12 protein-coding genes and 1 pseudogene are annotated in these 15719 nt (G+C 62.8%); 8 read left to right on the top strand and 5 right to left on the bottom strand.

Annotated features, from left to right (window positions below; all coding sequences use genetic code 11):
• Nucleotides 1–222: 222 nt before the first annotated feature.
• The 6 genes from EA472_RS05040 (at nucleotide 223) to EA472_RS05010 (ending at nucleotide 8225) form a co-directional block, all read left to right on the top strand.
• Nucleotides 223–1503, top strand: coding sequence for an amidohydrolase (locus EA472_RS05040; protein WP_124190430.1), 1281 nt, complete (start codon nucleotides 223–225; stop codon nucleotides 1501–1503).
• 283 nt (nucleotides 1504–1786) lie between these two features.
• The gene (locus EA472_RS05035) at nucleotides 1787–2434 is read left to right on the top strand and encodes a hypothetical protein (protein ID WP_124190429.1); all 648 of its coding nucleotides are present in this window, start codon (nucleotides 1787–1789) and stop codon (nucleotides 2432–2434) included.
• Between the two features lie 534 nt (nucleotides 2435–2968).
• On the top strand, nucleotides 2969–4630 hold the full coding sequence (locus EA472_RS05030) for a BCCT family transporter (protein WP_124190428.1): 1662 nt from the start codon (nucleotides 2969–2971) through the stop codon (nucleotides 4628–4630).
• Nucleotides 4631–4809: 179 nt separating this feature from the next.
• A complete protein-coding gene (locus tag EA472_RS05025) occupies nucleotides 4810–6171 on the top strand; it encodes an aminotransferase class III-fold pyridoxal phosphate-dependent enzyme (RefSeq protein WP_124190427.1) in 1362 nt (453 codons plus the stop codon).
• Between the two features lie 377 nt (nucleotides 6172–6548).
• The gene (locus EA472_RS05015) at nucleotides 6549–7256 is read left to right on the top strand and encodes a sensor domain-containing protein (protein ID WP_124190426.1); all 708 of its coding nucleotides are present in this window, start codon (nucleotides 6549–6551) and stop codon (nucleotides 7254–7256) included.
• 72 nt (nucleotides 7257–7328) lie between these two features.
• Complete coding sequence (locus EA472_RS05010) at nucleotides 7329–8225, top strand: alpha/beta fold hydrolase (protein WP_124190425.1); 897 nt, start codon at nucleotides 7329–7331, stop codon at nucleotides 8223–8225.
• Nucleotides 8226–8285: 60 nt separating this feature from the next.
• Here EA472_RS05010 and EA472_RS05005 read toward each other — a convergent pair whose 3' ends face one another.
• Both EA472_RS05005 and EA472_RS05000 read right to left on the bottom strand, forming a co-directional pair.
• Complete coding sequence (locus EA472_RS05005) at nucleotides 8286–10223, bottom strand: MEDS domain-containing protein (RefSeq protein ID WP_124190424.1); 1938 nt, start codon at nucleotides 10221–10223, stop codon at nucleotides 8286–8288.
• Between the two features lie 528 nt (nucleotides 10224–10751).
• Nucleotides 10752–11741 (bottom strand): hypothetical protein, encoded by a 990-nt coding sequence (locus EA472_RS05000; protein WP_124190423.1) that lies wholly within the window; start codon nucleotides 11739–11741, stop codon nucleotides 10752–10754.
• A gap of 438 nt (nucleotides 11742–12179) precedes the next feature.
• Here EA472_RS05000 and EA472_RS22950 point away from each other — a divergent pair.
• Nucleotides 12180–13162 (top strand): annotated as a pseudogene (locus EA472_RS22950) (restriction endonuclease); the annotation flags it as partial.
• A gap of 134 nt (nucleotides 13163–13296) precedes the next feature.
• Here EA472_RS22950 and EA472_RS04985 read toward each other — a convergent pair.
• Nucleotides 13297–13890 carry an L-threonylcarbamoyladenylate synthase gene (locus EA472_RS04985; RefSeq protein WP_124190420.1) on the bottom strand — a complete coding sequence of 198 codons (594 nt, stop codon included), beginning with the start codon at nucleotides 13888–13890 and terminating at the stop codon, nucleotides 13297–13299.
• 129 nt (nucleotides 13891–14019) lie between these two features.
• Here EA472_RS04985 and EA472_RS04980 point away from each other — a divergent pair, with 129 nt between their 5' ends.
• Nucleotides 14020–14574, top strand: a complete 555-nt coding sequence (locus tag EA472_RS04980; RefSeq protein ID WP_124190419.1) for a hypothetical protein — start codon at nucleotides 14020–14022, stop codon at nucleotides 14572–14574.
• A 71-nt stretch (nucleotides 14575–14645) separates the two neighbouring features.
• Here EA472_RS04980 and EA472_RS04975 read toward each other — a convergent pair whose 3' ends face one another.
• Nucleotides 14646–15161, bottom strand: a complete 516-nt coding sequence (locus tag EA472_RS04975) for a redoxin domain-containing protein (RefSeq protein ID WP_124190418.1) — start codon at nucleotides 15159–15161, stop codon at nucleotides 14646–14648.
• Complete coding sequence (locus EA472_RS04970; RefSeq protein ID WP_124190417.1) at nucleotides 15161–15478, bottom strand: glutathione S-transferase N-terminal domain-containing protein; 318 nt, start codon at nucleotides 15476–15478, stop codon at nucleotides 15161–15163. Before EA472_RS04970 ends, EA472_RS04975 begins: the two co-directional genes overlap by 1 nt.
• Between the last annotated feature and the right edge of the window lie 241 nt (nucleotides 15479–15719).

Here is a 15719-nt window from a genome sequence, read left to right as displayed (position 1 = left end):
GTCGCTCGTTCGCGGGTGCCGATCGTCGACGGCGGCGGCACCACCCGGATACGGCAGCCGATTTTCAGTATTCGAAGTGCGGGTATCGACGCATCGTTCGGGATCGAATCGTCACGGACGGAATCCGTGAATCGACCGCGGACGTCGTCTCCGCCCCGTCGGCGTACACAGTATTCGCGTATCGATCAGCATTAAGTGGTTCCTCTCCCTAGCCCGGAACGGATGTCCCACGACGTACGACGCAGGCTGACCGACCTTCGGCGGGCGTTTCACCGCCACCCCGAACCCGGCTGGCGCGAGTTTCGGACGACCGACCGTATCGTCTCCGAACTCGAGCGGATCGGCGTCGACGAGATCGCCGTCGGTCGGGAGGTGCTGTCGACCGACGCCCGCATGGCGGTTCCCGACGTGGAGGAACTCGAGCCCTGGCTCGAGCGCGCACGCGAGGCGGGCGTCCGGCCGGACGTCCTCGATCGGACCGCGGACGGTCACACTGGCGTCGTCGCGGTCGTCGACCGAGGAGAGGGCCCTCACGTCGCGCTCCGGGTCGACATGGACGGCATCTCGCTTCCCGAATCCGACGATCCGGACCACCGGCCCGCAGCCGAAGGGTTCCGATCGGAGCACGACGGCTACATGCACGCCTGCGGTCACGACGCCCACATCGCGATGGCGCTCGGGACGATCGAGGCGGTCAAAGACAGTGAGTTCGCGGGCACGTTCACGACGTTCTTCCAGCCCGCCGAAGAGATTTCGGGTGGCGGGAAGGCGATGGCGGAAGGCGGCTACCTCGAGGGCGTCGACTACCTGCTTGCCGTCCACGTCGGCCTCGGCAACCCGACGGGCACCGTCGTCGCCGGCGTCGAGAAGCCGCTGGCGATGGCACACCTGACGGTGACGTTCGAAGGGGCGAGCGCGCACGCGGGAAAAGCGCCGAACGAGGGGGCGAACGCGATGCAGGCCGCCGCGACCGCGATCCAGAACGCCTACGCGATTCCGCGCCACAGCGACGGAATGACCCGGGTGAACGTCGGCCGGATCGAGGGCGGCACCGCGAGCAACGTCGTCGCCGAAGAGATCACCCTCGAGGCGGAGGTTCGCGGCGAGACGACGGCGCTCATGGAGTACACGCGGACCGAACTCGAGCGGGTGCTGTACGCCGCGGCGGAGATGCACGACTGCGACGTCACTCCGCGGGTGATCAGCGAGTCGCCCCGCGTCGACAGCGATCCCGCGCTCAGAGACCTCGTCGGCGCGGTCGCGAGGGGCACGACCGGGGTCGACGACGTGATCGAGACCGCCGAGTTCGGCGGCAGCGAGGACGTCACCTACCTCATGGAGCGCGTCAACGAGTCGGGCGGGCTAGCTGCCTACCTTCTCGTCGGCACCGATCACCCGACCAACCACCACACCCCGACGTTCGACGTCGACGAAGAGAGCCTCGAGATCGGCGTTTCCGTACTGAGCGACGCGGTTCTCGAGTGTTCCCGACGCGAGCCGTAGATCGGAGTGTCACCGTCCTGGCGCGGGAATCGGCCTCGAACGACGTTCGGTTGACGTCTTTCTCTCGAGTGGCTTCGTCGTCGACGCTGTTTTCCGTTCTCGTTGTTCCCTCCGCGATCGACTTCGCCGCCGACGATACGTCCGTCTTCGGGCGCTCCCGCGGAGCCACTGCGAGTCATCGACCGACGGCACGTCGACACGCCCACGTCCGGAGAACCTGTCCAAACCTCGTCACGTTTTCCGGATCAGAAGGGTTAATTCGGGTGCTACCCGTGTACCCTGTATGAGCCAGGACGACGTGCCGGAGTCCCTCCGCGCCGCAGCGGACGCCGATCGGCCGCGCGGTATTCTCACACCCTCCGACCGCGACTTTCTGCTCGGTCGGAAGACGGACTACACCGACCACTCGAAAAAACAGAAACGAAACCGTATCCGCCGGCGTGTCCGGAACGCGATTCTCGATTTCAGCATCCTCTTCGAGTACATGGAAGAGCGCGACCGGAACACGGTCTTCGATCCCGACGACGAAGAGCGCGACGCCTACACGCAGGGAATCACGGACATGCTCGCCTTCCTCCATCTCGGAACGATGGGGTATCACACGCCGTTCAAGGACATGCTCTCGGAGGGCGTCGGCAAGGCTGAACAGCGTCTCGCGGGCTCGAACTACCGGATGGTCAACGTCGAGTTCAACGTCGATCCCGTCGGTCAGATCGACGTCGACGAGGTGATCGAGAAACTCGAGAACGAGGAGTTCGCACAGCTGACCGACGAGGAACTTCGGGCGTTCGTTCGACTGCTAACGATGTCCGACGAATTCTCGCCGGAGGCGACCCGCGAGGAGATCAAAGATCGGGTCGACGAGTACACCGACCGCGTCACGGAAAGCGCAGCGGCGCGCGAGCGGAAACTCGAGGAACTCACGAACTGACTCTCGACGGACTCGTCGCCGACTCCGGCCGTTTCGATTATCGTTTTCGCTCTCCTGTATCGTCTTATTTCGCCAGGTAAAGCCCTTGAGGATCTCCATTTGGCGCTTCTCGACCGTGTCCGTCGAACGACGTCCCGAGCAGAAGCTGACCCCGATTTCGTTCGATTCGTGTGCGCTCGACGCTTCGTGCGACCGATTCGAGATGTGGTTGAACGAACGCCCACTATCGACTGACGTTTGCCACGACGTCCGACGTATCCGAACGTCGTAGGAGCTGGTTCGAGCGCGTTTCCGCCGTAGAGACGGCTTCTCTTTCCAGCGCGGACGGAAAAACCAACGAGAGAGCGTAGTCTGTGTTACCGTCAGCAACCGAACTTAATAAACACAATCTGTGTATCTCGGTTACGAAAAGGAAATATTTATACCAATTCCTCACATCGACTTCGGTATGCCATTACGAAGCATGGCAAACGGCAGTCGGGGTTGGTGTCGTAGAACGCTACCGAACCGCTCGAATCGTCGGGGTGAGCACTCGTGAGCGCCGAAGAGGAGGGCGCGGTCGGTCGGTTCTTCGAGGAACTCGATCCAGTCGTCTTCGCGTTCGGCGCGATACTCACGGTCACGGTGATCGTCGCGTTCTTCATCGATCCGGGCTACGTCGCCGGCGGCATCGAAACCGTCCACGACGCGGTCATCGAGTACCTCAACTGGGCGCTGCTGGTGATCGTCTTCCTGATCGTCGTCTTCCTCCTGTTTTTGATCCTCGGTCCGTGGGGCAAGATCAAGATGGGAGACGAGGATCCGGAGTACAGCTTCTTTTCGTTTTTCGCGATGCTGTACTCCGCCGGATTCGCCGCCGGCGTCGTGTTCTGGGGTCCGACCGAGGCCCTGTTCTACTACGATACCCCGTCACCGCTGTTCGACGTCAGCGGCGGCTCGAGCGAAGCGATGTCGATCGCGGTTCAGCAGACGCTGTTCCACTGGGCGTTGCCCCAGCTCGCGGTGTTCACGATAATGGGGATCGCGATCGGCTACTTCGCGTACAACTACGAGAACGTCCCGCTGCGTGTCTCGTCGGCGCTGACGCCGCTGCTCGGGCGCGAGAACCTCGACGGGCCGGCCGCGAAGATCATCGACATCCTCGCGGTGTTCGCGACGATCGGCGGGGTCGCCACCTCGCTCGGCTTCATCGGGAGCCAGTTCGTCACCGGCATGGACTTCCAGTTCGGAATCGACCTCGGTAACACCGGTATCCTGCTGGTCGTGACGACCATGACGCTCCTGTTTACGATCTCGATGGTGCTCGGGGTCGACAGGGGGATCCGCCGGCTCTCGAACTTCAACATGGTGCTGTTCGTCGCGCTCATGCTCGCGACGTTCGTCGCCGGACCGACGCTGTTTCTGATCCTGCTCGGCACGCAGGCGACCGGCGGAATGGTCTCCGACTTCGTGTCGATGAGCCTCTTCACCGGCGCCGGTGAAGAGGGTGGAACGGGATGGATGAACACCTGGACCGTCTTCTACTGGGCGTGGGCGCTCTCGTGGTCGCCGTTCGCGGGACTGTTCATCGCCCGCATCTCGAAGGGGCGAACCGTTCGCGAAGTCGCGTTCACCGGCATCGTGGCGACCTCCGCCGCGACGATTCCGTGGTTCACGTTCGTCGGCGGAACCGCCGTCTGGGCCCAGCACAACGGCGTCGCCGACTTCGGCGCCGTTCTCGCCGGCGACGCCGGCGCGGAGGTTTCCGGATTTATCCTGTTCGAAGCCCTCGAGTTCTCCGTTCTCGGGCTCTCGATCCCGATCGGTACCCTGCTGATCTTCGCGTTCATGATCCTCGTGACGACGTTCTTCATCACGTCGGCGGACTCCTCGACGCTCGCCGTCTCCATGATGACCACCGGCGGGAAGGCGAAGCCGTCGAACATCAACCGCGTCTTCTGGGGACTGATCCTCGGAATGACCGCGGCGATCCTCATGATCCTCGGCGGCGAACACGGCGTCGGCGCGCTCCAGCAGGCGGCGATCATCACCGGCGCACCGTTCGCGTTCGTCTGCTTCCTCGCGATGGTCTCGCTGATCAAAAACTTCAGCGCCAACCGCGGCCGCGTGTTGCTCCAGGACGAAACGGTGCTGATCGGATCGGGCCGTGACCGGCGCGACGAGCCTGCAGCGAGCGCCGAACCGGGCGACGACTGACCCACCATTCCTCGCTTCGTCACTGTTCGATCCCTCGGTTTCGTCGCCCGTCTCTCGCGTCGATCACCCCTCGAGACGGCCTCCGAGCGCGTTCGCACCCGGTCCGATCCCCGCCGTCGGTCGAACCGGTACGAACATCTATAACAAGTTTTAATGTATAACGTATACATTATCTGTGTATGGATAGGGATACGGCGGAGCCCGACGTGAGCGCGTTCCCCGGTCCGAACGCACGCGAGTGGGTCGAGTTCCACGGGCGGAACGCGGCTCCCAGCGAGTACTCACACGAGTTCGTCTGGGACGTCACCCGTGCGGCCGACGGCCCCTTCGTCACCGACGTCGACGGGAACGTCCTGTTGGATTTCACCTGTCACATCGGTGCCGCCCCGCTCGGATACAACAACGAGAAGATCCTCGAGAAACTCGAGGAGTTCGACCTCGTCGACCCCCTGAAGATCGCGGGACAGGACATGTACTTCGGAGCCGGTCCGACGCCCGACGAATCGTCGGTGCCGGGTTCGAGTCACCTGATGGAGCAACTGACGGCGGTCTCGAGTCAGTACGGGATGGACACCGTCTTCCTCTCGAACTCCGGCGCGGAGGCGATCGAGAACGCGATGAAGATCAGCCACGACCGTCGCGCGCCCGCGAAGTACGGCGTCGCGTTCGCGGGAAGCTTCCACGGGCGCACGCTCGGCGCGCTGTCGGTGACGAAATCCAAGGAGGTCTACACCAGACACTATCCCGAGATCGCCGGAATCGAGACGGTTCCGTTCTGTGTCGACCGCGCGTGCGAGCCGGCCAGTTGCGACTGCGGCTTCTTCGCCGACGGCGGCTCGCGGCTACGCAACGCGCTCGCACCCGAGGGCGGTTACGTCGATCCCGACGAAATCGCGTTCGTCGTCCTCGAGCCGATCCAGGGCGTCGGCGGCTACCGATTTCCCAGCGACGCGTTCATGAAGGAGGTGGGTGCGGTCACCGACGAGTACGACATCCCGCTGGTCGTCGACGAGATCCAGTCCGGCGTCGGCCGAACCGGGGAGATCTGGGCCTCGGACCACTACCCGATCGAACCCGACGTCATCGCCAGCGCGAAGGCGTTGCGCGTCGGCGCGACGATCTCGAACGCGGACGTCTTCCCCGACGAGAAGAACAGACTGGGCTCGACGTTCGGCGGCGGCGATCTGCTCGGTTCGATGATGGGCGCGTTCACGCTCGAGGCCATCGCGGAGTACGACCTGCTCGAGAACGCGACCGACCGCGGCGAGCAGGCGAAAGAACTGCTTCGAGACGACGCGCCCGACCACGTCGAGGACGTTCGCGGGAAGGGACTGATGCTCGCGGTGACGTTCGATACGCCCGAGCGCCGCGACGCCGTCGTCGCCGAGTCACTCGAGCGGGGGCTGCTCACGCTCGGCTGCGGAAAGAAGACCATCCGGCTGCTGCCGCCGCTGGACTCGACCGAGCGCGAGATCGAACTCGGGATCGGACTCTTCCTCGAGGCGATCGCCGCGACCGGGTCGGCCGCGGCGCGGGCCTGATACCGCCGGCCCGGTCACAGATCGACTGATACGGTTTACTGTAAGTCATTTCCGGCGCAACCGCGACCCGTGCGGCGGTTGCGCCGGTAAATCGTTACAGCAATCCGTATGAATCTGTTCCTACGTCGATCGCACCTGTTCCTACTCCATCGCCCGCCGCGTTCGATCTGTCTACGCGCTCGACGCCGACGTTCGGCCGTCGGTTTCGAGCGGTTCGATCGAACTCGAGCCGATCGGCGTCGAACCCACGCACGATTTCACCACCCGCACCGAACCGCGAACCGTATTGATCCGCGTTCAGGCTGGCGGTTACGAACGCGAGCGCAGGGACTTCGTCTAACGCAACACTCAGGTTAGTACGGCGACAGCTCTCGAGTATGTCCCCGTCGACGAGTTCAGAACGCACCGGCGGCTTCTCGGCGGTCGACCTCGTCGGGGTCGTCCTCGAGCGTCGGACGTACGCGAATCTGGGGTACCTCCTGCTCGCGATCCCGCTCGGGTTCGCGTACGGCTTCCTGTTGGTGTTCGGCTTCGTCTTCGGCGCGATCCTCTCGGTCGTCGGAGTCGGCGTCGCAATCTTGCTCGTTGCGGTCATCTGTTCTCGGGTTCTCGCGGGGTTCGAGCGCGTCCTCGCGAACGCGTTGCTGGACCTCGAGTTGCAGCGGCCCGAGGACGCTCGCTCCTCGTCGAAAACCGGTCCGTGGGAGACGCTGAAACGCTACCTCGACGCGCCGTCGACCTGGCAGAGCGTGAGTTTTCTGGTGTTGCGCTCCTGGATCGGAATCGTCGCGCTCGCGTTCCTGTTCGTGCTGGCCACCGTTCTCTCGCTGGCGACGTCGCCCCTTCGGTACCCCCACGAGGTCGAGTTCGTCACCGTCAACTCCGAGCCGATCGCGTGGTCGATCGAAACGCTCCCCGAGGCGCTCGCCGCGCTGGTGGTCGGGGTCGTCGCTGGCCTGCTGTTTTTACACGTCATGAACGCGTTCGCGCACGTCTCGGGACGCATCGCGGTCGCCCTGCTCGACGAAGCGACGTCGCTCGAGGGCGAAGCCGGATCACGCGAAAGTGAATCCGAACCGGCGTAACGCGCGCCGTTCGATCCTCGAGAAATTGGGTTGTCTTATGACGCCTCGGACGAAAGAGTACGGGGAAACGAGATGACCGAATCGAGACAGGCAAACGCGCCGCTTCCGGACGTCCCGTCGGCCGAGCGTCGGTTCGTCGACGCCAACGGCGTCACGCTCCACGCCGTCGCGGCGGGCGATTCGGCCGATCCGCTCGTCGTCTTGCTCCACGGATTTCCGGAGTTCTGGTACGAGTGGTCCGAGTACGTCGGCCGGTTCGTCGACGCCGGCTACCGCGTGCTGATTCCGGATCAACGAGGGTATAACCTGAGCGACAGGCCGGATGGCGTTCGATCGTACCGCACGTCCGCGCTCTCGGCGGACGTCGCCTCGCTCGTGGAGGCCGAGGGTCGAGAGACAGCCCACGTCATTGGCCACGACTGGGGCGGGGCGATCGCCTGGGACCTCTCGCTTCGCCACCCCGGAGTCGTTGACCGCCTCGGAATCGTCAACGTACCACACCCGACGGCGTTCGAACGAACCCTTCGCTCGAGTCCGAGACAGCTCTCGAAGAGCTGGTACGCGTTCGTCTTCCAGCTCCCGCGGTTTCCGGAGTGGGCGCTGGCGCGAAACGACTTCGACGCGCTGGTGACCTCGATGCGGGAGCCGGCGAACGACGGCGCGTTCGACGAGGCGGATTTCGAACGGTATCGTCGCACCTGGTCGGAACCCGGTGCGCTGACCGCGGCGATCAACTGGTACCGGGCGCGCGCCCGACACTACGACGAGCCGCCGCGAGAGCGCGTCGCCCAGCCGACGCTGATCGTCTGGGGAGAGAACGACCAGGCGCTCGTTCCCGAACTCGCTCCGACGAGCCTCGAGTACTGCGAGGACGCGACGCTCGCGCGGTTTCCCCACGCGACCCACTGGGTCGTCCACGAGCACCCGGATCGCGTCTCGGCGGTACTGCTCGATCACCTCGAGGGGTGATCGGAAAGCGACGGGAGCCGAAGACCGAGCGGATGGCGTTGAAAAACGAACTGGACTGGGCTACCGATCGCGAGCGTCGACCGCCGGAAGCGTGACCGAAAACGTCGAACCCTCGCCCGGCTCCGACTCGAGCCGGATCTCGCCGCCGTGGCGTTCGACGATTCGCCGACACAGCGCCAGCCCGATGCCGGTCCCCTCGTACTCGTCGCGGCTGTGCAACCGATCGAAAACGGTGAACACGCGGTCGTGATCGTCGGGATCGATCCCGATTCCGTCGTCCGCCACCGAGAGAACCCACTCGCGCCCCCGTCGTTCGACGTCGACGTGAACCCGCGGCGGTTCGTCGCCGCTGTAGGTGATCGCGTTGGTAATCAGATTCTGAAGGACCTGGCGAAGCTGGCTGCTGTCGCCCATCACGCGGGGAAGTTGCTCGGTCGTGATCGTCGCGTCGGTCTCGTCGATTTGAACCTGAAGATCGTTGAGCACGTCTCCGAGGACGACGTCGAGTTCCACCGGCTCGAACGGTTCGCCCGTGGAATCGACGCGCGAGTACTCGAGCAACGCGTCGATCATCTCGCGCATCCGGTCGGCGCCGTCGACGGCGAACGCGAGGAACTCCTCGCCGTCCTCGTCGAAGGCGTCGCCGTACCGATTCTCGAGGAGTTGCAGGTAGCTCGTCACCATCCGGAGCGGCTCTTGCAGGTCGTGTGAGGCGGCGTAGGCGAACTGTTCGAGTCGTTCGTTCGACGCCTCGAGTTTTCGCTCGTGATGTCTCTGCTCGAGTTCGTATTTGAGCCACTGCCCCATCAGGTGGTGGAACGCCCGGTCGGCGTCCGGAAACGTCTGATCGCGAGACTCCGGAGAGACGAAAAAGAACGTTCGATCGGACGCGTTCTCGAGCTTGATTCGAGTGCCGAGATATGTCTCGAAGCCGAACTCCGCGTACGACTGCGTATCCGCGAAGCCGTCGGCGACGGGATCGACCACGTCCTTGGTCTCCTCGCTCGCGACGGTGGCGCGACAGTAGGTCTCGGAGAGGGACAACTCCGCACCGGGCTGGATCGCGTCGTTCTCGGCGCTGACCGCTTCGACTTCCAGGGTGTTGCTCGCCGGATCGATTTTTGCCAGCCCTCCCAGCTCGAGATCGAACCGATCGCAGCCCAGTTCGAAGAGGTCCTGAAGCTTCCCGTCGAACGAGCGATCCGGATCGGCCGCGATCTCGGTCTGGTGCTCGAGGTGTTGCTGGTGGTTCTCGAGTTCGACGCGCGCTCTCGTCCGATCCAGGAGCGTCCCCATCATGCGATCGATCTCGCGTTCGGGCTGATCGGGACCGAAGAACTCCTCGGGCGGCGTGTAGTAGAAGTTCTGACAGACCGTGCCGTCGTAGATCAGGTGCGGGTGCGTCTTGACGATGTCGCGGATGATCTCCGCGGAGAACGCCGTGCGGTTGTACTGACAGAGGGCGATCCCGTTCGATTCCGGAAGCAGTTCGTTGAGCTTTCCTTCGTACTCGACGAGTTCCGCGAGCGGCGGATCGTCGCCGAACACCCACGTCATCTCGCCGGTGATCCGAACCCCGGCGTACTCGGTCGATCCCTCCTCGATCGTCTCCGAGATGAACTCGATCATCTCGTCGGGATCGAACGCGCCGTTACGGAGGTACGAGTCCTGGGCGGTGTACACGACGAGCGCGCCCGACTCGAGTGCGTCGTCGACGTCGACGTCGGCCTCGCGAAGCGCGTCGAGCACTTCCGACGTATCGTTCTCGTCGGCGATGTAGACGCAGCGTTCTCCGCGTTCGAGTCCGTGTTTGATGTACGGAATCGCGGTCGCGAACTGTTCGGACTGCGAGTCGTAGATGAACGCCAGGTGATCGCAGGACTCGTGTTCGGAGACCGGCTCGACGAGCCCGCCGAACTCCGGGCTGTTCTGAAGCGCTTCGAGGCCGGCCTCGAGTCCGAGCAGCTCGTCACTCGAGCGGTGGATTGGATGGCTCATGGTGCGAAGAGGGGATAGCAACGTCCGCTGTAGCGGAACCCGTAGACCGCCGACGAGACTCCTCGCGGGTCGCAGGCGATCGGATAACCACTATATAAGATCTGCACGGATAAAGGACGCGATCACGCGGACGATCGACGGAGACGTCGATTTCCGTCGCACGAACGGAGCCCACACGACCCGAACGGAGTCGGCGCGAGGTGAGTGACTCGAGGACGAGCGCCGGTAGCGAACTGACCGCTAGTCCTGCGAGAGGACGTACCGCATCACGAGCTGGAGGACGTGGACGAAGACGCCGGCGACGGCGATGTAGACGCCGATCGTCTGCAGCGTCGCGGAGGCGTCTCGCTTGTCGCGGACCTCCCAGATTTCGTAACCCAGTCGGAGCAGGAAGCCGAGGAATTAGAAGTTTAATTACTATAGCACACAACAAAATTGACGGTATCTTGATGAGTGGGCGCTGACAGATAGACGCCATCAAAAGATGTTGAACTAGAGAGTGCCAGATAAGCCTGAGAAGTAACGATTCTATATATGTCCGTTTTCATCTAAACAGTCCATAGCAGCAATACACACACCTCCAGTTATAAGGTGAGAACAGGTAGCAAGGACACAAATAACGCAGATTGCCGCACCAACACCAGTCGGACTTCCGAGACAACCTGGTGCGCATCGAGCGCATGATGAGGTAGTGACAGCGATACTTCGTACGCACCATGTAAGTTGGGTGCCACAATCGTACACTGGATCATCGATACTCTCTGATTCGATAAATTCTTCTGCGATATCTCTTGGATCCGGGACGCTGTTGTGCGTAACATTTGTAGAAAGATCATCAGAAGAAGCAGAACTGTGTGCAATGAGTTCCGTATCTTTTAAAGATGATATTTCAGTGGAGACAATAGAGGCAGAATCACTGTCTGAATGTACAATATACTCTTTTACTTCGAATTCATCTCCAGACTCGTCAACGGAAAGTATTTTGAGACCAGCAATACCAGATTCCGCGTAAACGTCTACTACTTCATCTTCTTCAAGAGAGGACTCAGCAAGAGCAGCCTCTTGCTCTTGTCTAGTTGCATTTCGGCGGAACACGATCTCATCACCATCTGACAACAACCAACCGCCTTCTCCAGGAATTTCTCGGTATTTTTTAGGAGGTTTACTGCTGTATATATTGCTATTTTCACTGTCAGAAAATTCAAATGCAGCTTCTATGGTATTGCCAACCTTCCCAACTCTCATTGTCCCGTAAGGGAATTCAACCTTTGTTAATACAACATCACTTGAGTTGGATTCAATCGTTTCAAACTTTTCTATGCCAGGTAATTTCTCCTCCTCAAGTTCGTTAAGGATTAACTGTACCTCATCCAATTTCTCTAACTGTTTCTGCTCATTTGATTTCGTGTTCCTTGCCGCAAAGACTGACTGACTCGACCCAATAATGCCAATACCCGTGCTGGTGGCACTCTTTTTTAGCACTTTTCGCCGGTTCACCACATCTCTATCTTCAGACATCGAGTAAATTCGACGAATGGAATTATATTATTTCTTATCCCTATTTAATTAAGTCAATAATGTATAATAATGTTGGATCATCTGCTTGAATCTATGCTTAGCATATCGCTCTACCATCTACATAGGATGGTTTATTTTCTTCCATCTATTAATGTATAATATACATATTAAAATATTAGGGATTATAAATATATCATAAACAAAACCTAAACAGCAACACCGATGTGAGAACATCTCGGTTGGATCGCCCTCCGTTGACACGGGCGAAAGCACGTTGGCTCCCAAAATCACGAGCGCACAAGATGACCGGCGTCCGTTGATCGCAACGGCTATATCGCCGCCTTTGACGCCACGTATCGCGATATTTTGTCGACGGCGATTTCCGAACCGAAGACGGGGACGTCCATGACCAACGCGGTGAACAGGTGGTCGCTACCGATCAACGGCGCCGACCTCCGGGAGATCGGCGACGACATCGGCATGAACCTCTACAACGGACGGATCGAGATCCTCTGCGACGAGGGGTTCCGGCCCATCCATCCGACGAACGGCTCGAGCGCGCCCCTCGTCGACGCGATCGCGGACGTCGCCAACCTCGAGCCGGCGTCGATCCCCGACCCCGACGCAACCCTCGAGTTCGAGCCGGTCGTGACGGTGACCGCCCGGACGAACGCGACCTTCGAGACGTCGGTCGGCGTCGTCCACCGGCTGGACGAGACGACCGCCCTCGCGTCGCGAGCGGCCCGATTCGGTCGCTCGTCGAGAACCACGACGGGCCGCGAATCGACCTCGAAGATCGTCGACCCGACCTCGAGGAGCGCTTCGACGACGTCTCCCGAACGCGGTTCGGCCGGACCGAGACGGCCTACAAGGAGTGGGCGATCGACAAGCTCCGGGCGATCCACACCGAGACCGTCCACTACACCGGGGATAACAACGTCGACTACGAGAAGACCTGCACGCCGAATCGATCCGACGTGACCGTTCGCTCGATCGATCCGGTCTCCCTCCCGCGCGTCGACGCGACGCTGTCGCTCGGCGAGTACGACTACCGGTACGAGTACGTCGCCGCGGGTCGCGAGCGCGCCGTCGTGACGAACGACTTCCGGCGGTGCGTCCACTGCGGGACGGCGGACGCCGAAATCACCTACTGCGACAACTGCGGCAGTCTCAACTGCGGCGACCACGTCCGCACGGAGCGCCTCGAGGGCGAGCCGGTCTGTACCGGCTGTGCCGTCACCGAGCGATTCGCGCTGAAGACGAAGTACTTCTTCGACGAGGGGAACCTCGAGGCGTTTCGCGAGGAGTACGAGGGGATGGCGCTCCACGAAAAGGCGAGAGAGAACGTGCCGCTGGCGATCGGGTTCGTTCTCGCGGCCATCCTGCTCGCGTTACTGCTCGTCGGAAGCGTCGGGCTCTGACCGAACTTCGGTCGCCCCGTCGGAAGAGTCGCCTCCCTCCTTCAGGGCGTCCGTCGAAACCCCGAGTGCGAACGGATCGACCGAACGATCCTCGCCGCATCAACCGCCTCGTGGCGGATCGCGCGTCGCTCGAGTTACCGGTCGCCGATCCACGCCTCGATGTCCGTTGCCAGCGCGCCGCGGCGGTGGATCGTCCCCGTCGAGAGGTCGACGACGGTGCTCTCGGTTCCCGGCGTCTCACCGCCGTCGAGCACCGTCGCGGCGTCGCGAACCGACTCGGAGATTTCCGGGACGCGGCGGGCGCTCGGTTCGCCGCTTACGTTCGCGCTGGTCGCCGTGATCGGTCGGCCGGCGCGCTCGAGCAACGCGAGCGCTGGTTCGCAGTCGGGGACGCGAATCCCCACCCGGTCGCGGCCAGCGGTGAGGGCGTCCGGGACGACGTCCCGGCGTTCACAGAGGAGGGTGACGGGACCGGGGAGGAAGTCGTCGGCGAACCGACGCTCTCGCTCGGTCGCGCTGACGTAGCCCGCCTCGAGCGCCGCCTCGAATCGGGGAACGGCGAGCGAAACCGGCTTCGATCGATCCCTCCCCTTGATCGAGAAGACGCGCTCGACGGCGTCGGGATCGAGCGCGTCCGCGCCGAGTCCGTAGACGGTCTCGGTGGGGTAGACGACCAGCCCCCCCTCGCGGATCGTCGCCGCGGCCCGATCGATGTCGTCCGGCTCCATACCTACGCGTGGCGGCGTCGCGGGCAAAAGCGTACCGTCTACGGTCGACGGAGCAATACGGGACGAGACGCGCCCACGCCCGACCGAGACACGACAAGACACTTACTCGTGCTCGACGACGGTCTCGATATGCGCCGCCGCGCCCTCCTCGCTGCGGTCGGGACGACGACGCTCGCCGGCTGTGCGGCGGGCCTTCCGACGACGTGTTCCCGGCCGTCGTTTCGCGCCGACCGACTCGAGTACGAAGCGCTGGAACTGCAGTCCCTCGGCGGGTGGATCGGCCGGGACCGGGCGATACTGGCGACGGAGGCGGAACACGTCGACCGGTTCGAGCCGCCGGCGGAGTTCGCGGCCGAGGCCGACGTCGCGCTGTCGAGCGACGACCGAGAGCGCATCGACGAAACGGATTTCGACGAGGGGTTCGCGGTCGGCGTCGTCGTCGGCTCCTCGAGCCGCTCGAGCGACGCGCGCGTCACCCACGTCGTCCGCGAGGACGCCCGCGTCCACTGTTACGTCTGCATCCGGCGGCGGGGAGAGACCGACGACTGGGCACCGCAGGCGCGGCTGGTCCGCGTCGAGAGCGACTGGGACCCCGAAACGGTTCGCGTGACGTTTACGAACGGTCGGGACGGAACGGACGTCTTCGACGACGACGGAGGACGGGCCTCGATGGACGACGTCTAACCGGGCGAACCGATCACTGGCCGGAGGATCGTTCGACGAAGGAACGAGGTATCGGAACCGCGATCAGGCAGCTATGAGAGGTCGAACGCTTCCTCGAGGCCGTCGTAGTCGGGAAACTCGGGCCACTCGTCGGCGATCCAGGACGCCTCGACGGTCAGATCCGACGCGAGCGCGAAGAGCGCGACGCGTGGCTCGCCGACGCCGGCCATGCCGTCGAGGTCGTGGGCGAGGTCGTACGACTCGGCGACGCCGTTTCCGGGGTCGGCAAAGAGCGAGAACGAATACTCGCCGTCCTCGAGAAACCGCTTGACTCCGTAGGGGTTCGCCGCCGTGACGCCGACGACCTGGCCCGCACGCTCGTCCCAGCCGCGCTCGGCCAGTTCCTCCCACAGGTACGTCGCGAGAAACGAGCCGATCATCGGCGTGAAGACGAGAATCGTCGGGCCGTCGGACTCGCCCGCCAGTTCCGACAGCGTGCGGTCCTCCCAGTACTCGCGGTTCACCAGCGGTCGGGTGAAATCCGGTGCACGATCGCCCGCCTCGGGCGCGTCCGCGGATCCGAGGGAGACGACGTCGAACTCGGGCATCAGTCGTCGCCCTCCGCCGTCGTTTGGTGCTCGCCAGCCGCCGGTTCCAGCCTTCCGTTCTCGCCGTACGTCGACTCGAGGTAGTCGACGATGTTGGCGCTCTCGGCCATCGTGACGCCGGTCGTCTCGTCGACGATCACCGGAACCGTCCGGACGCCGGCGACGCGCTTGACGACGTCGCGGTCGGAGTGCAACGGCTCGACGAACCGCGAGCGGTACGCGAGGTCGTACTCCTCGAGCGTCCGGGTGACGCGTTCGCAGTACGGACAGCCCTGAAGCCGGTAGAACGTAATCGGCGGATCGGAACGATCGCTCATGTGCGTTCGTTCGGGAAACGGCCGGGTAAACGTGTCGTCGACTCCGACGTCCGCCGAAGATGGTAAACGGTTAACCGGTCCGACTCCAATCACCACCATCGATGGCGTTTTCGCTCCCCGTCGAGGTGGTGATTGCCGCGTACGAGGTTCCGGTGGTGGGCCTCCAGGTCGAGGAGTCGACGGTGACGATCTTCGGCGCGCTCGCGGTGGTGGTCCTGATCGCGCTGTCGGGATTTTTCTC

This window comes from Natrarchaeobius oligotrophus, assembly GCF_003841465.1.
GTDB lineage: Archaea > Halobacteriota > Halobacteria > Halobacteriales > Natrialbaceae > Natrarchaeobius > Natrarchaeobius oligotrophus.
Note: the sequence above shows the minus strand (reverse complement) of the source record. Positions and strands in the feature narration are given on the sequence as shown.